At 63.2% G+C, this 17,557-nt stretch carries 18 protein-coding genes and 1 tRNA gene; 9 read left to right on the forward strand and 10 right to left on the reverse strand.

Going from position 1 to position 17,557, the window contains the following annotated elements; translation table 11 throughout:
- The first annotated feature begins 42 nt into the window (after window positions 1-42).
- The 4 genes from KDC96_RS09945 to KDC96_RS09960 are packed head-to-tail and all read left to right on the forward strand — an operon-like array spanning window position 43 to window position 2,752.
- Window positions 43-603 (forward strand): DUF4402 domain-containing protein, encoded by a 561-nt coding sequence (locus tag KDC96_RS09945; protein ID WP_212448290.1) that lies wholly within the window; start codon window positions 43-45, stop codon window positions 601-603.
- Between the two features lie 57 nt (window positions 604-660).
- Window positions 661-1,140, forward strand: coding sequence for a hypothetical protein (locus KDC96_RS09950; protein WP_212448291.1), 480 nt, complete (start codon window positions 661-663; stop codon window positions 1,138-1,140).
- Entirely contained in the window at window positions 1,137-2,117 is a 981-nt protein-coding gene (ribD, locus tag KDC96_RS09955; RefSeq protein WP_371815554.1) for a bifunctional diaminohydroxyphosphoribosylaminopyrimidine deaminase/5-amino-6-(5-phosphoribosylamino)uracil reductase RibD, read from the forward strand. Before KDC96_RS09950 ends, ribD begins: the two co-directional genes overlap by 4 nt.
- Before the next feature lie 11 nt (window positions 2,118-2,128).
- Complete coding sequence (locus tag KDC96_RS09960) at window positions 2,129-2,752, forward strand: riboflavin synthase (protein ID WP_212448293.1); 624 nt, start codon at window positions 2,129-2,131, stop codon at window positions 2,750-2,752.
- A gap of 65 nt (window positions 2,753-2,817) precedes the next feature.
- Here the strand turns inward: KDC96_RS09960 and KDC96_RS09965 are convergent, their stop codons facing one another.
- From KDC96_RS09965 to KDC96_RS09975, 3 genes are all read right to left on the reverse strand, one after another.
- Window positions 2,818-3,378, reverse strand: a complete 561-nt coding sequence (locus KDC96_RS09965) for a GNAT family N-acetyltransferase (protein WP_212448294.1) — start codon at window positions 3,376-3,378, stop codon at window positions 2,818-2,820.
- A gap of 203 nt (window positions 3,379-3,581) precedes the next feature.
- The gene (locus KDC96_RS09970) at window positions 3,582-4,757 is read right to left on the reverse strand and encodes an aromatic amino acid transaminase (RefSeq protein ID WP_212452582.1); all 1,176 of its coding nucleotides are present in this window, start codon (window positions 4,755-4,757) and stop codon (window positions 3,582-3,584) included.
- Between the two features lie 105 nt (window positions 4,758-4,862).
- Window positions 4,863-5,768, reverse strand: a complete 906-nt coding sequence (locus tag KDC96_RS09975; protein ID WP_212448295.1) for a DUF1134 domain-containing protein — start codon at window positions 5,766-5,768, stop codon at window positions 4,863-4,865.
- Between the two features lie 271 nt (window positions 5,769-6,039).
- Between KDC96_RS09975 and KDC96_RS09980 the strand changes: the two genes are divergently transcribed.
- Together KDC96_RS09980 and KDC96_RS09985 are read left to right on the forward strand one after the other, a co-directional pair.
- Window positions 6,040-6,130: transfer RNA gene (locus KDC96_RS09980), tRNA-Ser, on the forward strand.
- Window positions 6,131-6,222: 92 nt separating this feature from the next.
- Window positions 6,223-7,362: a hypothetical protein gene (locus tag KDC96_RS09985; protein ID WP_212448296.1), complete on the forward strand. Its 1,140-nt coding sequence runs from the start codon at window positions 6,223-6,225 to the stop codon at window positions 7,360-7,362.
- Between the two features lie 203 nt (window positions 7,363-7,565).
- Here the strand turns inward: KDC96_RS09985 and KDC96_RS09990 are convergent, their stop codons facing one another.
- The 7 genes from KDC96_RS09990 to KDC96_RS10020 all read right to left on the reverse strand — a co-directional run bounded on the left by KDC96_RS09990 (window position 7,566) and on the right by KDC96_RS10020 (window position 13,940).
- Window positions 7,566-8,960, reverse strand: coding sequence for an acyl-CoA thioester hydrolase/BAAT C-terminal domain-containing protein (locus KDC96_RS09990; RefSeq protein WP_212448297.1), 1,395 nt, complete (start codon window positions 8,958-8,960; stop codon window positions 7,566-7,568).
- A gap of 77 nt (window positions 8,961-9,037) precedes the next feature.
- Window positions 9,038-9,790 carry a LytTR family DNA-binding domain-containing protein gene (locus tag KDC96_RS09995; RefSeq protein ID WP_212448298.1) on the reverse strand — a complete coding sequence of 251 codons (753 nt, stop codon included), beginning with the start codon at window positions 9,788-9,790 and terminating at the stop codon, window positions 9,038-9,040.
- A gap of 25 nt (window positions 9,791-9,815) precedes the next feature.
- Entirely contained in the window at window positions 9,816-10,187 is a 372-nt protein-coding gene (locus KDC96_RS10000) for a hypothetical protein (protein WP_212448299.1), read from the reverse strand.
- Window positions 10,184-11,536, reverse strand: coding sequence for an alpha/beta hydrolase (locus KDC96_RS10005; RefSeq protein WP_212448300.1), 1,353 nt, complete (start codon window positions 11,534-11,536; stop codon window positions 10,184-10,186). Before KDC96_RS10005 ends, KDC96_RS10000 begins: the two co-directional genes overlap by 4 nt.
- Window positions 11,537-11,602: 66 nt before the next feature.
- A complete protein-coding gene (locus KDC96_RS10010) occupies window positions 11,603-12,070 on the reverse strand; it encodes a hypothetical protein (protein WP_212448301.1) in 468 nt (155 codons plus the stop codon).
- Window positions 12,071-12,312: 242 nt separating this feature from the next.
- Window positions 12,313-13,491 carry a hypothetical protein gene (locus KDC96_RS10015; RefSeq protein ID WP_212448302.1) on the reverse strand — a complete coding sequence of 393 codons (1,179 nt, stop codon included), beginning with the start codon at window positions 13,489-13,491 and terminating at the stop codon, window positions 12,313-12,315.
- On the reverse strand, window positions 13,488-13,940 hold the full coding sequence (locus tag KDC96_RS10020; protein WP_212448303.1) for a hypothetical protein: 453 nt from the start codon (window positions 13,938-13,940) through the stop codon (window positions 13,488-13,490). The genes KDC96_RS10015 and KDC96_RS10020 overlap by 4 nt, the downstream gene beginning before the upstream one ends.
- Before the next feature lie 226 nt (window positions 13,941-14,166).
- Between KDC96_RS10020 and KDC96_RS10025 the strand changes: the two genes are divergently transcribed.
- From KDC96_RS10025 to KDC96_RS10035, 3 genes are read left to right on the forward strand one after another with little or no spacing between them, the layout of a single operon-like run.
- On the forward strand, window positions 14,167-14,757 hold the full coding sequence (locus KDC96_RS10025; RefSeq protein ID WP_212448304.1) for a hypothetical protein: 591 nt from the start codon (window positions 14,167-14,169) through the stop codon (window positions 14,755-14,757).
- Between the two features lie 3 nt (window positions 14,758-14,760).
- A complete protein-coding gene (locus KDC96_RS10030) occupies window positions 14,761-16,407 on the forward strand; it encodes a zinc ribbon domain-containing protein (RefSeq protein ID WP_212448305.1) in 1,647 nt (548 codons plus the stop codon).
- On the forward strand, window positions 16,407-17,552 hold the full coding sequence (locus KDC96_RS10035) for an FHA domain-containing protein (RefSeq protein ID WP_212448306.1): 1,146 nt from the start codon (window positions 16,407-16,409) through the stop codon (window positions 17,550-17,552). Before KDC96_RS10030 ends, KDC96_RS10035 begins: the two co-directional genes overlap by 1 nt.
- The last annotated feature ends 5 nt before the right edge of the window (window positions 17,553-17,557 follow it).

A 17,557-nucleotide genomic window follows, 5' to 3' on the forward strand; every position in this document is an offset into this window, starting at 1 on the left:
CTACGTAGGTCTTCGTTAACCCTGATTGCTTAAAAAGCGGTCATGTTTCGACGCGCTGCCCTTATTGCGGCTGCAATCAGCCTTGCCATTCCGGCTCCCGTTCCGCTGCGAGCGCAGGGCGCGTGCCCCAATTGCGACCTGCCGCCGGGTTGTCGGGGCAACGGCAACCAGAAAAAGCCGCCGAAGAACGGACGCAATTGCCAGCGGCTCGAAATCACGATCGAAAGCGACGTCGACTTCGGTAGGCTGGTGTTGCTCGGCAAGGGCGAAGGGCGCGTGCTGCTCGACCTCGACACGGGCGAGAAGCGGCTGATCGGCGATATCGACGACCTGGGCGGGATCGCGGTTTCGGGCCGCGCGGTGATCTCCGGCGCACCGCTCGAAGAAGTGCGTATCGCCATGCCCAACGAAGTGGCGATGCGCGATCCCACCGGCGGCCGGGCGACGATGCGCGATGTCGTCACGACCCTTCCCGCCATGCCGCGGCTCGATATCGATGGGCGGCTCGAGTTCCGGTTTTCCGGCACGCTGGTGATCGACGCCGGGACCGACGGCGCCGGCAAGCTGCGCGGACGGGTGCCGATCAGCGTCGAATATCCCTAGCCCGGTTTCGCCGCAGGAGGCTGGCGTCCCTGCCGCCAAGTCCCTATATCACCGCGCATGTCGGTATTTTCGAAGTCGCGCTTCAACCCGGCCCCGGGGATTGCGGATTTCTGGCACGAGGTCCGGAAACCCAACCCCTATCGGTGGCCGATCCTGTTCGTCTCCATGCTGCCGTTCGGCGTTGTCCTGTACTGGCTTTCGGGCGAAACGGTCTACAAGGACCCCGAACGCCCCAGCATCTCGTACATCACCACGTTCGATCCGGACCGGACCGACGACGAGATTACCGCCTCGAACCTCGAGAACCAGGAGGTGAAGGAACTGCGCGAACAGGCCGAGGCCGACCTCGCGCAGCGCAAGCGCGATCTCTACAAGGCACTGGGCGCTGCGGCGGGGATGGATGTCGAAGAGATCGAACAGCGCGCCGATGCGGAGCGCGCCGCCGCCGAAGCCGAAGAACAGGCGCAGCGCGACGCGATGTTCGGACGCAGCGCCGAAAGCACCGTGAACCGCCCGGCCGAAGGCTCCAATCCATAGCGGTTCACACCCCCGACGATCGGACCTGGATGGCCGCCGCCGCGCGGCTGGCCGCGCGGGCCCGTCCGCTTTCGCGCCCCAACCCCGCCGTCGGCGCGCTGCTGGTGCGCGACGGGCGCGTGTTGGCGAGCGGCTGGACCCAGCGCGGCGGACGCCCCCATGCCGAAGCGCAGGCGCTTGGCAGGCTCGGCTCCGGCGCCGCCGGGGGAGCCACGCTGTATGTAACGCTCGAGCCGTGCGCGCATGAATCCGCGCGCGGCCCCGCCTGCGCCGATGTGGTTGCGCAGGCCCGTCCCGCCCGCGTCGTCATCGGCCAGCGCGATCCCGATCCGCGCACCTCGGGCCAGGGGATCGCGCGGCTGGAACGGGCCGGGATCGCCGTGGCCACACTCGACGACCCGGCTTCCGCGCGCAGCCTCGCCGGCTATCTCACCCGGCAGCACCTGGGTCGCCCGTTTGTCACGCTCAAGCTCGCGCTCTCGCTCGACGGCTGTATCGCGCTTGCGGACGGCACCAGCCAGTGGATTACCGGCGAGCCCGCGCGCGCGCATGTCCACGCCCAGCGTGCCCGGCACGATGCGATTCTCGTCGGCGGAGCCACCTGGCGCGCCGATCGCCCACGGCTCGACGTGCGCCTGCCGGGCCTCGAACAGCGCAGTCCGGACCGCCTGCTGCTCACCCGCGGGGTCAAGCCCGAAGGCGTCTCGATCATCAACCGTCCCGACCAGATCGGCGAACTCGGCGCAGTGCACTATCTCTATGTCGAAGGCGGCGCGCAGACCGCAGCCAGCTTCCTGCGCGAAGACCTCGTCGACGAACTGCATATCTACACCGCGCCGATCGTGATCGGAGCGGGGATGCGCGCGATCGCCGAGATCGGCCTCGCGGATCTCGCAAACGCCCATGGGCGCTGGGAAAAGCGCGAGGCACGCCAGCTTGGCAGCGACGCGTTCTCGGCCTATCTGCGGGTGCGATAGGGAGGGGCTCCATGTTCACCGGTATCGTAACCGCCATCGGCACCATCACCAGCACCGATCAGCGGGGCGATCTGCGCGTGCGGATCGCCGCGCCGCTCGATCCCGCCAAGATCGACATCGGCGCCTCGATCGCGTGTTCGGGCGTATGCCTGACCGTGGTCGATCGCGGCGGCAGTGCTGGCGAAGCGTGGTTCGACGTCGATGTTTCGGGCGAAACGGTGTCGCGCACGGTCGGCGGAATGTGGGCCACAGGGCGCGCACTCAACATCGAGCCCTCGCTGCGGCTCGGCGACGAGCTGGGCGGGCACATCGTCACCGGCCATGTCGATTCGATCGGCGAGGTGGTGATGGCCCGGGCCGAGGGGGATTCGTGGAAGGTCGCGATCCGCGCGCGCGCCGAGATGGCACCGTTCATCGCCGAAAAGGGCTCGATCACGGTCGACGGCGTCTCGCTAACAGTCAACGACGTGCGCGACCGGCCCGACGGGATGTGCGATTTCGCGCTCAACATCATCCCGCACACCGGCGCTGTGACGACGCTCGGCGACCTGGCGGTGGGCGACCGGGTCAATCTCGAGATCGACGTGCTGGCGCGCTACCTCAAGCGCATGCAGGGGCTGGCGAAGGCGAGATAGCTCGGTCCTCGCCCCGGGAAGCGAAGCTGTGCAAAGCACACTAGAGCCGGGGCGACGAGGGTTTTCTAGTCCCGCGCCAACGGCCCGCTCTCAAACCCTTCCCGCGTAATCGCGTACACCAGATGCAGCACCCGCTTGCCCTGATACCGGTCGAGCTCGGTGCGCCGCGTCCGTTCTGCACCGATCTGCTCCAGCGCGATGCGTGAACGGTAGTTGGTTTCGCCCACCCGGAAATCGACCCGTTCGACGCTCCGGAATGCATGTTCGAGCATCAGGCGCTTCATCTCCGGATTGATGCCCTGGCCCCAGTATCTGCGCGCAAGGAACGTCCAGCCGATCTCGACCGAGCCGCCGTCCTCGGGATCGTACGCCTGATAGCGGGTCGAACCGATCACTGCGCCGGTCTGCGGATCGATCACCGCCAGCGCCCCGCGCTTGGCCAGCGCGTCGTCGAAGAACACGCGGAACACGTCCTCGCGCCAGCGGTCGTGCATCGGGTGCTGTTCCCAGATGCCGGGATCGCTGGCGACCGCGAACAGCGCCTCCCAGTCGTCTTCCTTCAGCGGCCGCAAATGCACCCGCTCGCCTTCGAGCGTCGGCTGGCGGTCCAATTCGGCTGGCGCCATCGAAATCCCGCCTTTCCTACTCCCCCGGTCCGTGCCTAGCTGCTTCGATGCCGGTTTCACCCCTCATTTCCCTTCGCGCGAGACGCGAAACCGGGTTGGAAAAGTGTCAACTTCGCTTCGAGACCAATTTCCACGGATATATCAGAAGGTTACCGCCAAAACGGGCGCTTGACACAGTGTCAGGTGTGTCAACTTCGGCCTTGTCAGCCCGTAACAGCCGCCAGCGCGTCCACGAACTTCTCGATATTGCCCGTGGTCAGCCCGGCGATATTGATCCGGCCCGATGCCGCCATGTAGATGCCGTGCTCCTCACGCAGCTGCACGACCTGCTCCTTCGTCACCGGCAGCATCGAGAACAGCCCGTTCTGCCCGCCAAGCGGTGTGAGGTCGACGCTCCCGACGGTGCCCGCCTCGGCCAGGGTTGCGCGCACCTGGCGCATGCGCCCGCGCATCTGGTCGAGCTCGTCGAGCCACATTCTGGTGAGATCGCTGTCGCGCAGGATCAGGCGCACCGCCGCCCCGCCATGATCGGGTGGCATCGACCAGCACGCACGCGCGAGCGCGTTGGCGTTCGAGAACGCCGTGTCGAGCGTGTCGCCGCCATCGGCGAGGACGTAGAACGCGCCGACGCGGTCGCGGTACATGCCGAAATTCTTGTCGCAGCTGTAGCAGATGAAGGCTTCGGGAACCTTGGCCAGCACGCTGCGCATTCCCGCGGCGTCTTCCTCAAGTCCCTCGCCGAGCCCCTGATACGCGGAGTCGATGATCGGGAAGACCCCGCTTTCGACGATCGCGTCGCCGATCGCTTCCCACTGATCGGCGGTGTAGTCGATGCCGGTCGGGTTGTGGCAACATCCGTGCAGCAGCACCGCTTCGTCCGGCCCCGCACTCCGGATCGCACCGAGCACGGCATCGAGATCGGCGGTGCCGTCGGGCCGGGAATGGTCGAACGTCGCCATCTCGATGGCAAGATCGTTGAGGATTTGCGCATGGTTGGGCCAGCTGGGAACGCCCATGTGCAGCCGGGTCATTCCCGCCTTCTGCGCCAGCGCAGCCGCCAGCCGCACCGCGCCGGTTCCGCCGGGGGTCTGCATGCCCTGGATGCGACCGCCCATCGTCGCATCGGTTCCGAAAATGTAAGGCATCAGCGCGTTGACGAAGCCCATGTCACCTTCGGGCCCCAGATAGCTCTTCGAATCCTGCTGATCGACCAGCATCTGCTCGGCTGCCTTGATCGCGCCGAACACGGGCGTGTCGCCCTGCCCGGTGCGGTACACGCCGACGCCGAGGTCGATCTTGTCGGGCCGCTCGTCGGCGGCGTGGAGCTTGATCAGGGCGAGAAGCGCGTCGGGCGCCTGGGCTTCGAGTCGGTTCAGCATCATGCGCGAGCCTTGCCGTGCGCGCGGACGAGCCGCAACCGCCTTTTGCACCGTTTTGCCCCCGCGCGACCTTGTGCGGCCGTCGCGGGCTGGCTTGCTACGACCTCAGAAGGGCAACCAGCGCTGCGTCTTCGAGAATTTCATGTAACCTGCATTGACGCCAAGCCGCAGCCCGGCGCCGACACGGATCGGGATCAAGACCACATCGCCCTTGCGCAAATAGCTCACGTGCAGCCCGCCGACGAGATAGGCCTGGCCTTCCCCCGCCGGATAGCGCTCGTACAGCTCTTCGCTGTCGTACAGGTTGTAGACCAGGACGAACGAATTGGCGGCGTTGGCACCCACGTCGAAACCGATCGAGGGGCCCGTCCAGTAGACCTTGCGCTGGCCTTCGACCTTGTGATGCAGCGTGCCCGAGCCATAGCGCGCGCCGAGCACGAAAGCGCCGCCGGCTTCGCGGCCGACGATATAGGCATTCGGTTCGCCCTGTTCGCGCAGCAGGTCCTCGATCAGGCCGGCCAGCCCTTCCGCGCCCTTGCCGAACACGCCTTCGGCTGCGCCGATCAGGTCGTCCTCCCCGTAGGTCGAGCTCGATTGCGCGGTTTCGGTGGCGGTATTCGCGGGACCGACGCCGCTGGCCGGATCGACCCATTGCGGGTTGTCCCCGGCGTTGCCGGTCTCGTCGTACGACGAGAATTCATCGTCGAAGCCGGGGGCGGTCGTGGTGACGACGTCGGTCGAAGCAGAGGGACTGGCGGGAACGGGCGTCGCGCTGGGCCAGGCGCCAGCCGAGCGGGAGCCGTTCTCCGGATTGGCGAGATCGGCATCGATGCCGCCAGTTGGCTGGGATTGTGCAGGGGCCGAGGCGAAGGCATCGTCGGGATCGAACGTCTCGAGATCCTGTGCGTTCGCCGGCGCGCCCAACAGGGCCAGCGCCGCGATCCCTGCGAGCGCCGCGCGCACCGGTGTCCGCGCCCATGTCGCCAGACTTTTCTCGATCGAAACCTTCATCTTGCAGCCTTTCCGGAACCGCGTGCGCATTCCTGCACCGCTAAGCAGAGTCCTTCACCCCGCATTCGACAATCGCAAGTCGGTGAAGCGAATCGAAAACGCGGTGAACCGAATCGATTAGGAGGGGCGGGCTGAACGAAGGGCGAACTCGCCGCGATCGCATCTGCACCGTGAGCGGCGCGGCCTTTTTCTCGCATCCGACCTTGCCGCCCGCAGCCAGCCCGATTATAGCGCGCGGCTCGCAGCCGGTCAGGCTATGACGGCTGCGTGCGGAGACGTGGGTGAGTGGCTGAAACCAGTTCCCTGCTAAGGAACCATACCTACTACGGGTATCGAGGGTTCGAATCCCTCCGTCTCCGCCACCTATACCATCCATTGAGATCCCGGAAAGTCCCTCGAGGCCAGGCGGCGCGATACCGGGCTCGGGTCACTTTCGCTCGTGACTTTGAAGGAAGTGCACGCGAACGCCTTCGCGATACGGCGCGATATCCTGCGTGGCAAAGCGGTCACCTTCATCGCAAGAGCCATACCTGCCAAGATAGCCGGAAAGATCGTGACCTATTGTCACGACGTGACTCCGCCCATACCACTTGAAGCCGCAAATCTCGTTTGCGCGGAGGTCATTATGTACGTCATGCGATACCGCTCCGTCGATTGGCTCCCAGTCTCCTGCCTTCTGGCACTGGCGTCTTGTGCGCACCAGGATCTCACTCCAACGCATCACCCGAACCGCGCGCTTGTCGCCGAGGCGCGCTCGCTCGCGACATCGCTAGAAGCCGGCGTCTGGCCCGGCCTTGCTACAGGCAATTTTCGAGTGTTACTCGTTGATGGCGATACCGAGGAACTGCTTTGTTTCGCCAACGAGCCGCCATCAGGTTTTCTCAGGAACAGTTACGACGAGAAGCTCGGTTGTTCTGTCGCGACGCGTTCGCGCGTGTTTGATCCGACATTTCTTGCAACATTCCCACTCGATGATGGCATTTCGACGATCGTGATCGGGACTCCGGAAGCGACGGGAAAATCGAACGAGGAGTGGGTCGTCACCGTCCTTCACGAACACTTCCACCAGTTACAATTCGCATGCCCCAATTATTTCCAGCGGACCCTGGACCTGGGGCTTTCAAACGGAGATCAGACCGGGATGTGGATGTTGAACTATCCCTTCCCCTACCAGGACGAGGATACGGCGGATGCAGCGCGGGAACTGGGTGTTTCATTGGCCGAAGCGCTGCAGGCAGACGACAGAGATCTGGCTGAAAGCCTTGCGAAATTTCTAACGGCCCGCCGTTCCTTTGCAGCGACGATAGGCGCGGCAGACCTGCGCTATTTCGATTTTCAGGCATGGCAGGAAGGCACCGCCCGCTACGTCGAGCGCAAGGCCGCAGCCGCATGGACCGCGCATTCGGCAACCCGATCGAGTGAGAATGATCGCCTGATATCCGCACTTAACGCCGTTGATATAAGGCAAGATGGCCGGGTTGCCTTCTACGAACTCGGTGCTGGAGAAGCGGCCCTTCTGGACAGGGTCAACCCGGCGTGGGCTGACGGCTATTGTGAAGGCGACCTGTCATTGCATTCGCGGTTCGAGCGATAATCCATTTTCCAACGAACGCTTAAGGCCATTTCGGGATCAGGGCAGCCGAGGGAGTCGCTTTGCGTCCGGCGTCGGAGAGCTCAACGATGCGGCCCGCTTTCACGCGAGTATCGATCTCGCAAAGCGCTCGTACGTCAAGCAATGGATCTCCGGACAAGGCGATCAAATCACGAGAATTTCTCCCAAGTGCGAAGGCGTGCGCGCTATTTCAGAGTGCGCGCAAAGAAAGCGAGGATCCGCGCCCAGGCATCGATCGTCGCTCTCCCGGTTGCATCGAGATCAGGATCGCGCGGGTCGGACGAATCCGATCTCCAGACCCGCGTCGGGTAGGTTCCGTCACCGCAAATGCCGTGTCCGGCTCCATCATAGACATGCAGTTCTGATTGGCTGCCTCGCCCTGCAAGACGCATCCGAGCATCGAGCTTTCGAGCCATGTCGCCGGAAGCCCATACTTCGTCGCGACCGCCGCCCAACCACAGAAACGAAGCGTTCGCGGCCTCGACCGGTATCTCTGCTTCTTGCGCCCCTGCCCCCAGCTCGGCGCGCTTTGCCTCGTAGAAGCCGGTATTCGTGTGAAAGCCACTGCGATCGCCATCGAGAGGGATGTAAGGAAGCGGGCGACCATTCCAGCTGAACGAAGAATACTGCTCCGGCGGCTCTGCATCGCTCGTTTTCCGGTTGCGCTCATCGCCCACACCGTATCCTTGCCAGACGACGTCGGTCGGAACGCAGGCTGCAACCGCGTCAATCCAGGGAAGGCGGACTGCCGCGACTTCGGCGTATTCAGCACCCTTGGAATGACCGTATACGCCCAACCGCGTCACGTCGGCTTCGGGCCTCGCGGCGAGCCATTCGCGGACACTGGTCAGCATTTCGATCGGCTGATTCACATGGGCGTTCGGGATTCCTTCGATATTGCTGAGGTCCCAAGCGAAATAGTTGAAGGCAAAAGCGGCGTATCCGTGTGCTGCGAAGCGCTGGGCCAACGCCTCGGCTGCCGCCCGATCTCCGCCTTCGCTACCATGCAGCAAGATCAAAGCAGGATGACTCTCACCGTCTGCGGGTGCGGCATAGGCGCCGTTCAGACGGCCCTGGGCAACCTGCTGCACAATCAGGTTTTCGGGGTTCCCGAACGTCAGACGTGTGCGTGCCACAATGTCTCCATTGCGCGTGACCAGCACGACACCCTCGCCGGCCGGCACGGAAGCAAGATCGAACTGGGCTGGCAAGAACGGATCATCTGCATGCGAGACGAGGGGCCTGCCCGACCACAGAATGCCGTATGGATCGGTGCCGGAGAATGTTCCGGCGATCGGCGCTGTTTGCCAGAGTCGTACCCGCCCTTCGGTATCAGCACGAAAATCTGCCCAGGCATGGAGAGGTTTGCGAATGGGCCTCCACACGTTTTCGGGACCCGATTCCCATACTTCGAACATTCGCACGGTATGAACCCGAACCCGTTCGCCAGGGTCCAATTGCTCGATCTCAATCTGAGGGGCAAGTCCTGCGACGATGTCGGCGCCAGCAATCTGGACATCTTCGGCGAGGACGGGAACCGGGGTGAGGGCGAGCAGGCCCGCTACGATCAACGCTTTCATGCGCCGGTCCTATCGTATTCCTCGCTGCGTGATCAAAAATTCCATGAGCGGTCGAAACGGGCGACGAACGCGCGGCTTTAGGCGACAAGCTTCTTCAGGCAAGCGGCACCGGCGCGGCTCACCTGGACATCGGGCCCGCTATTCATTCGCGCGATCATGCGGCCGCCGCCCGCGGGCTCTGCAAGGCATAGATGGTCGAGATTGATGATCGCCGAGCGATGGACCCTGACGAAACGTGCCGGATCGAGCAAGCGCTCGAATTCCCCGAGGCTCATCCGGACCAGATGCTTGTCGCCGCGCATCGTGACCTCCGCGTAGTCCTGTGCCCCGGTGATGGAAACGATATCGGCGACATCGATCGGGCGCAGCCCGTCCCCATCCTTGACGAGGTACCGGTTGAGCGGTGCATCCCGGCTATCGACAATCGTCACTTGCGCAGCCTCCCTTCCGCCGCGGATGGCATAACAAATTGCCGCAACAAGCGCATACAGGATCAGGCCCTGAAACAGCTGCCATGTGGCAGCGGGCCCGCTGAACCCGAACGGCGCGTAGTCACCCCCGCGCATTCCAATGATGAAGCCAAGCAAGACGGCGACCATCGAATACCATGCCAGCGCAAAAACCGGCGCCATAAGGACGTGCAGCACGATCTGGCGGTGCACCGGCCAGCGAACCAGTACGTCACTCAGGAATCGGTGTACCGCTGCCGTCAGCAGCACCAGCGGTCCGACATTTGCCGCAGCATCGACAACGGTCGTCAATCCGCGCGGGCCCTGAGTGATGGCGAACACCGATGCATATAACAGCCACAACAAGGCCGAACCTCCCAACCAGAGCTGGACGACGCTGGGAGGTCTATTGATTGTCATCGCCCGTGATCCGGGAAAATGCGGCCAGCTCTGCAAACAGTCCGGGTGAGAACGACTTGCGCTCGGCGATTTCGCCATCGCATTTCGATCTGGCGTCGAGCCCGAGATGTTGAGCTCCCGGCAGGACGTTCACGGAAACATCAAGATCGCGCAATCGCTTGACGGCAACAGCAGTGTCGGTCGAATCGTCGAACTCGCTGAAAACGAAAACTGCCTTGCCATCATAGGCGCGCCAGATCGGCAGAGGGTCAAAGGCGGGATCGAGCACCGTAAACCACGCATTCTCGACATCCAGCCCTTCGCTGCCCGGAAACAGCCAGTCGCGAATGGCTGGATCGCTGGAAGCCTCGCGCGTCAACTCATCGAGCCGGGGGCCTTGCTCCGATCATATATCGCATCGAAAAAGGCCGACTGTTGGGCCAGCGCCTTCTCGCGCGCGGATGCCGGGATTCCGGCACATTCCATTCGCACATCGGTGTTGTAGAGGTTCTGCTCGCGCACCGTAAACGCTGCCCCTGCCGCTCCCAACAGGAAGACATCTGCTGGCTGTGAGCCTTGCTCGATCGCCTTGGCAACCACCCATCCGGCCTGGCTCGAACCGGCGAGGCCAACCCTCTTGGGGTCAACCTCCGCACGACTGCGCAGATACCCCATCGCCGATGCGGCATCGCGCGCCAGTACGTCGAAACCTGCTGCGTCGCCGTTGCCCTGCGACGCGCCGCTGCCGCGCTTGTCATACGCCAGAACGACCCGTCCTTGCGCGGCAAGCGCATCGGCGAGCACGGCGATTATCGAGGCGTAGCCATCGCGATCCTGCGGGCCTGAGCCATGTACCAGCACCGTGGCGGGGAGCCGCTGATCGGGATTCTTTGGGTGGTATATCGTGCCTGCCAACCGGGTGCCGTCAGCCGCAGCGAAGGTAACATCCTCCATCGCGTAAGGCGTGCTGCGCGTCGCTGTTGCCGTGCGCGCGTCCTTCGCCATTCTCAACGTCGCACTCGGTGCATCTGCTACCGGCGCAAATGCAAATCCGACAGTCTCGCTGGCTGGCAGAACCTGATCGCCGCCAGTCCATTCGAGGCCCGATTTCCGGTTCAGTCCGCGCCAACTCTGATCGCAGGTGTTGCGCAGGAACAGGCGGACAACCGACCGGGTCACCACCAGATCACAACCGTCCGGCAGCCGGTAGCGGCCCGCAAGCAGGCCATAGTAATCCCGGTCGAGATCGTTTTCGTCCGCACGCACCAGCAATGGACCCGGCGCTTCCTCGAAATCCACGATAGTTGCGGAGGTACTGCGGTCGCGAACCAACAGCCCATCGGGGGATTGCTCCGTTTCAAAGCCGCCGTAGCTCGTTTCGCGACCTCCAAATCGCAAACGGTAGAATCCGCGGGCGTTTGCGCCCTGACGCTGTGTCACCCGAAAGTTGAGATCGAGCGGCAGTCTCGCGTCAATCTGACCGAAGAACCCGGCAAAGGACGCCGCTATCGCGTCCCTGCCCACCGCACGCTCCTCTGGCGCTCCGTCGTACGCGTAGATTACGGTCGCGTTCTCGGCGTATTGCGCCGCCGCAGCATCAGCGTCGCGGGAGACATAGGCATCGGCGAGCGCAACGAACGCCTCATCACCCAGCGCGGGCGCAGATACGCAGCCAGCCAGAAACAAGGCACCGGCCAGGACAAGCGATCGCCTCCGAATCCTGATCACTGTTCCGCGCTGCCTCCCGCAACCCCTTGTCTGCCTCAGCAACGTGTCACGAGTCGATAGCGCGCTTCAACCCATGCAGGCAAAATTCCGATCAACGAACCGTTTCCGCAGGTGATCGCGCACCTCAAGCCGGTCGTTGCAACAGCACGGCGGATCGGCCGAGATCGCGGGGCCATCAACCGGGCTTGATTCTCCGGACAACGAATTCCCCTGCCTTGCCGCTGCTGGCCGCGGAGCGTTGCCAAGCCCGGCACGCATACAGCAGCCTTGCGTCAACTTGCATCCGAAGCCGCCTGCTCCTGACACGAAACCGATCGCCCGGCAGAACGCAGCGACGCAAGCGCTTGTTCCGTCCTGGCGGATGATGATGAATCGACTCGGCCGGTCGCTCCGATCGGCGTAGAAAACCAGCGTGGAAAGGTCGTGCGACGCGGTTTCCATTTCGAGGCTCGCTTCCGCGCCAATGGTTTCGCGAATGATGCCGATCAGGTCGCTGTGCGGGCTGTCGAGCGGCACTAGCGTCGATTGCTCCATAGTGCATTTGAGAAGCGGCGAGCGAACTCGATCTTCACAGCGAGGATGCGGCGCAACGCGAGGACCTGTCCGGCAGCTTCGAAGTGTTCCGCATAAGCGGCCCTTCTTACTTCGGCGTAGCTGGAGAATTGCTCGAAATGCTCCGGCGTCTCGGCCGGCGCCCGATAGTTGGGCGAACCGCGCGCCGCATCGTTCGGACAGGCTCGCGCAGCCCTTCGCAGGCTCACACCCCGGTCGGAGGCCTAATTGATACCGGTCACGCTGATCGAGGCGGGCAGCAGGTCGGAGCTCTTGTGCAGGTTGAGCAGCTGCTGAACGATGGCAACCACTTGCATCGTGCGGCTGCCTACCACCGCGCCATCTTCGCAAGAGGCCGATTCCTCCGCAGGGATGAAATAGCGTTCACCGCCGAACCGCGTCGCAACGAGGGCGCGTCCGGTTCCGCGATCGACGGTCATGATCGGCCGGAACTGGCGCACCGGGCCACCAACAGAATCGCAGTCTGTGTTGGCAAATGGCAGCAAGTACTGGCTTCCCCGCCGCGCAGTGCGGACATATTCTCCCAGGAAATAGATGACTCCCTGGGTCGAACGAAAGCGCGGCACGATCACCACACCTTCCGCGTCGAGAAGCGGGGTTGCAGTGTCGTTGCAGCGCGGCTCCTTCAGCTTCTGGACCATCACGGAATTGCTCGACCCGGTCAGAAACAGGGTATCGCCAGATAGCGACACGCCTTCGCGTCCGATCAGTTCGAGGAAGGCGCTGATTTCGGTGCGTCTCGTTTCGGAGTCGGTGTCGTTGTCCTGAAGCTTCTGCAGGTCGATCAGGTCGGAGAAATCCGCCAGCGGTCTGGACGAGACCGTCGGTCTTGCAGCGAGTTCGAAATTGCACAGCAATGCGCCAAACCGGGCGGTCTGTTCGGGTTCGTTGCTGACCGAAAACGCCACCCGTTCGGGTTCGCCACGGCGATAGACATCCACCCGTTCGATAAATAGTGCCATGATCAGCTGATCGGGCCAGCCCGCATCGAGATAATAGGCAACGGTCTGCGCCGTGATCGGTTGCTGGATGCCGCGCTGGAAAGTCTCGGTCGCCAGCACGGATGCCCTGAAATTGGGCGCCGTCCTCGCGCTGAGGCCGGCGCCGGGTTCGAACGTGTCCGTGCCGCTCTTGAGCGCGGCATCGATTCCGACACTGCCGCTCACCTCGACATTGCCGTTCACTTCGCTGACGGCGGTAAAGTGCAGCGGGAAGCGATGGCTGGCGCGCACGATATTGAGCAGCGTCAGCTCGTCCTCGACTTCTGCCACCATCTGGTTCTGATCTATCGCGACACGCTGCAATTGCGGGGCGAAGGCGCATCCGGTGAGCAAACCGGCCCCCAGCGCCAGACCCAGCAATCGCAGCGCTCCGGCGATCATGCGCCGATGCCTTCGACGCCGAAATCGCGGCGCGCGGAAACGATCGTCACGACCATACCGGCCAGCGCATCGAGCAGGACGATCAGCGTGATGATGAAGAACGGAGCCGTGGCGAAGCTTTCCAGCACCACGAATTCCATCAGGCATATGATGAACAACAGCATCGACAGCATGTGATTGATGATTCCGGCCGACGCGGTGCTGGTCGCCTTCACTACCTCGATGAACAGGAAGGCCACGGCGAGCGCGACCAGCATGTCTGCCCAGCTCAGCTGCAACGTTACCCCCGAAAGCATCGGCACGCTGACGACCGTCGCGTCGATCGTCGCGAGAATGGCCGGCGGGCCGCCAGGCGCCGCATCGCCCGAGAAGAACGCCACGAGATTATACACCAGCACCGGTATCGCGAGGTACGGGAATACGTCCGAAAAAATTTTGATCCGATTCATCGACTCTTTCCGCCTTTGGTTAGTGAGGGATCGAATTTCCTGCGACGTCAGAGGAGTAGCCATGGTGAAGTTCTCGTCAGAAAATGGGTGGAGCGACGCTCGACACACTTTATTGACAAGATATTTCCATTAGTCAAGTAATAACAATCTGAATTCGATTTTGTAGTGCAAGTAATTACCGTATTACTTGATCTATATTTGTATGCCGTAATAGACCGGGGGACGTATGAAGCAAGCCCAGGAAGCATTGGAGGCGACGCGCCAAGGCGCGCAGGCGGCGATCGACAGTATCCCGCCGGATGCCTGGCCGATGATCGACATTGCCTTTCGCATCACGATCGCAGTCACGATCGTGTGGCTCATGCTGGTGATCGTCGCCTGGTGGCGAAGGCGCGCCTACAATCTGACGGTCGCATCGACCGCCCGGCGCAACAAGAAGGCACAGCCGGAATTCCTGTCGGTCGACGAAAAGGCTCGCGCCAAGGCAATCGAGCGGGGCGAAAGGCATGAGGACATGCTCGAGGATCGCGAACGCGAGGAAGAGATAGCCGCTCTCAAGGCGGCCAAGGGACCGCTCAGCCTTGCTGCACGCTTTGCCTCGCTGACCTCACTCATCATGTCGCTGTTTACCCTCGCTTCGGCAATGAGCGGGGTCGTCCTCGGCGTCGGCAGGATGGGCGACTACCTGCAGGAGGCGGGGACCTCAGGACGCCTCGAATATCTGCTGCGCGAACACACGGTTGGTTCCATCATCGTCGTGCTCGTGATCGCGATCCACATCTATCAGTATTTCAGCAAGAAAAAATGGGAGGCTTGAGCCATGGAAAGTAACCCTCTGGTCCTGTCCGATCCAAATGTCCTCGCCGAGTTCGCGCGCGAGGAGCTGTTCAAGACGATCTTCGAGAAGCGTTTCGCTGCGCCGCCCGATCTTGCCGCGCTGCTGTTTCGCGACGGCGCTTTCATCGATGCCTTCAAGGGCACGCAATTCTCGGTCGGCGGGCTGTGGGAGAACATCAAGGGAATGGTCGGCGGGTCGCATCACTATGCGATCATGCTCGCCGACCTGAAGCCGTTCCAGGTGCGGTTCCCGATCCGCGGTATCTCGAAGGACAAGGTCGAGATCGCCGGGGTGGCGACCCTTGAAATGCAGCTCAATCCCGACCGGGCCGGCAACATTCTCGGCCTGATGCGCGGCGTCGGTCGCCAGAACACCGATGCCGACAGCGGCGAGGCTGCCTCGTCCGGTCGCAAGGCGCTGTCGGTCTATGACGTTCAGCAGCGGCTCGAACCGCAATTCGAAGACCGCATTTTCGAGCACGTCCTCGGCCGTCACAATGCCGACGAGATACGCGGCAACCGTGGCATGCAGGATCAGATGCAGGCCGACATGATGACCGAGGCCGAGCGGATCGCGGGCGACCTCGGGCTGCTGGTCCGCAACGCTTCGATCACCTTTGCCATGAACGATGCCGAACGGCAGGAATTCGAAAAGGCCCGGATCGAACGCCAGCAGGCCGCGATGGACCACCAGCTCGAACTGCTCAAACGCGAAGTCGAGCGCCAAAGCGAAGCCACCGAGGTCAAACTCAGCGCGGTGGTAGACCTGCAGAAGCTCGAACAGGCGGGCGAGGACGAAATCAAGCTGATGGTCCTCAACAGCGAGGTGACGTTCGTCGACGCGCGTGAAGCCGCCGCGCGTCGGCAGGAGGCCGAGGCGCTCGACCATGAAATCAAGATTCTGGGCCAGGAACGTGCGGCAAAATTCGCGATGGAGCTGGAGGACTCGGCGCATTCGTTCGACGTGCACAAGGCGCAGGAACGGGTCCGGGCGTTCCAGCGCGAGACCGAGGAACTCGAGACCAAGCACAATATCAGGCTGACAGCGCTGGCCACCGATGCGCAGATCGACGTGAACGAGAAGACCGCCTTCTCGAACATAAAGGTCGACGATGCGCAGGTCGGATCGAAGCAGAAGCAGACCAAAGGCTGGAACGAGATCGCGCATGAGAATTTGCGCAAGACTACCGACGTCGAACTGGAAAAGGCCGATCGCGAAATCGCGCGCAAGATCCGCGAAGGCGAATCCGAAGCCCAGAACCGGGTCGCGCAGATGGCTGCGGCCGCGGGCATGACCGCCGAACAGATCGGCGCGATCACGGCAAGCTTCAGCCCGGAAGCGGCGCAGGCGGCGATCGCCCAGGCTCAGGCACGCGCTGCATCAGGCGAAAAGATGGTCGAAATCGTGCGCGAAATGACCGCCGAAAGCCGCGAACACGAACACCGCATGCTCGATACCGGCATGAAGGGCGCCACGGGGGTCGCGGCCGGGGCCGGTGGCAAGGGCGCGCCTGCATCGACGGATGGCACAGCCGGGTCCGCAGCCAAGGTCGAATGCGTCAATTGCGGCAAGGTTCTGGCGGCCAAGGACAAGTTCTGCACCGCCTGCGGGCACCGGATGCGGACCTGATGCGTCGGCTGAGTGTCCCCAAGGATTGCTGCAGCGCAACGCTGGCCGCCGATGCCGGAGGACAATGGTGCGGCGAATGCGGCCAGCCGCTGGTGCGATGCATGGCCTTTGCCGAATGCGGCGGCCTGGTGGGTGCGGACGGGCAATGCCAGGTCTGCGTCGGGCCGAAACTGATCATCGAACCGGGCGCGACAATGCACGCGCCGGTCGGCGGATCGGTGGCATTGCCGTTCGCACTGATGAACGCCTCTGCCCGCGACCGTCCGCTGTTCGTCACGGGCCTGTGGAGCCGCGAAGCCGGGGACTGGCGCAAGGAACGGCTCGGCTGGGAGGAACTCGGTCCGCAGGAGCGCGCGCCCGCTTCGGTGATCGCGCGCGAAATCGACAAGCCCGGCATGCACGAGATCGAGATCATGTTCGCGGTCGCGACCCGGTACAAGCAGCGCGAGGAACGCTTCGCCTTTTCGACCAGGGTGCTGCTGACCGTGCAGGGCGAAAGCAGCTCTTCCGGGCCGACCATCCAGATCTCGAGCGAGAACGAGATGAACGGCAACGTTATCCAGATCCACGACAACACCGCCGGAAGCGAAGAAGGCTCCGGCAAGGTGATCGAAGCGATCGACATGAATGTCGTGCGCCTCGACCGCGAGGAAAGCACGCTCGGCCTGCGCGGTATGCAGGGAAAGTATCATGTCCGCCGGTCTGCCGAATTTCACTTCGAAGGGTTTCCCGAAGACGACCATGTCCCTTCCGGATTGCCCATCATGACGCCCGATGGCTTGCTGGCATTCGGCCGCGAGCGCTCGCGCGAGAAAGGCGGCGCAAGCGATGTCAGGATTCTTGCAACCGCACCGGAAGGGCGCGTCGACAACGAACTGTCGCTGCTGATTTCCCGGCGCCATTTCGATGTGTTCGTCGAAAACGACTGCCTGGTCCTGCGTGTTCGCGGGCGCAACGGGTTGCAGGTCAACGGCAAGGTGCTCGCCACAGAGGAGCGGGTGCCACTGCAGGACGGGGACACGATCGAACCCGTGCGCGACCACCCCGAAATGCTGGCGCTCAAGGTCCGTTTCGACCGCGAACACAGCCGCGTGACGGGCGTGAGGATCGCTCGCAAACCTTCGCTAGGGGGCAATTCCCAATGACGACG

This window comes from Erythrobacter sp. JK5 (assembly GCF_018205975.1).
In the GTDB taxonomy this organism is placed as follows: Bacteria; Pseudomonadota; Alphaproteobacteria; order Sphingomonadales; family Sphingomonadaceae; genus Erythrobacter.

What these genes read in the sequence shown, in the direction of transcription:
- KDC96_RS10015 (WP_212448302.1), bottom strand. Translation starts at nt 13,491, where the DNA reads ATGATCGCCGGAGCGCTGCGATTGCTGGGTCTGGCGCTGGGGGCCGGT.
- KDC96_RS10025 (WP_212448304.1), top strand. Translation starts at nt 14,167, where the DNA reads ATGAAGCAAGCCCAGGAAGCATTGGAGGCGACGCGCCAAGGCGCGCAG.
- KDC96_RS10020 (WP_212448303.1), bottom strand. Translation starts at nt 13,940, where the DNA reads ATGAATCGGATCAAAATTTTTTCGGACGTATTCCCGTACCTCGCGATA.
- KDC96_RS09945 (WP_212448290.1), top strand. Translation starts at nt 43, where the DNA reads ATGTTTCGACGCGCTGCCCTTATTGCGGCTGCAATCAGCCTTGCCATT.
- KDC96_RS09965 (WP_212448294.1), bottom strand. Translation starts at nt 3,378, where the DNA reads ATGGCGCCAGCCGAATTGGACCGCCAGCCGACGCTCGAAGGCGAGCGG.
- KDC96_RS09950 (WP_212448291.1), top strand. Translation starts at nt 661, where the DNA reads ATGTCGGTATTTTCGAAGTCGCGCTTCAACCCGGCCCCGGGGATTGCG.
- KDC96_RS09975 (WP_212448295.1), bottom strand. Translation starts at nt 5,768, where the DNA reads ATGAAGGTTTCGATCGAGAAAAGTCTGGCGACATGGGCGCGGACACCG.
- KDC96_RS09990 (WP_212448297.1), bottom strand. Translation starts at nt 8,960, where the DNA reads ATGAAAGCGTTGATCGTAGCGGGCCTGCTCGCCCTCACCCCGGTTCCC.
- KDC96_RS09960 (WP_212448293.1), top strand. Translation starts at nt 2,129, where the DNA reads ATGTTCACCGGTATCGTAACCGCCATCGGCACCATCACCAGCACCGAT.
- KDC96_RS10030 (WP_212448305.1), top strand. Translation starts at nt 14,761, where the DNA reads ATGGAAAGTAACCCTCTGGTCCTGTCCGATCCAAATGTCCTCGCCGAG.
- KDC96_RS10035 (WP_212448306.1), top strand. Translation starts at nt 16,407, where the DNA reads ATGCGTCGGCTGAGTGTCCCCAAGGATTGCTGCAGCGCAACGCTGGCC.
- KDC96_RS10010 (WP_212448301.1), bottom strand. Translation starts at nt 12,070, where the DNA reads ATGGAGCAATCGACGCTAGTGCCGCTCGACAGCCCGCACAGCGACCTG.
- KDC96_RS09970 (WP_212452582.1), bottom strand. Translation starts at nt 4,757, where the DNA reads ATGCTGAACCGACTCGAAGCCCAGGCGCCCGACGCGCTTCTCGCCCTG.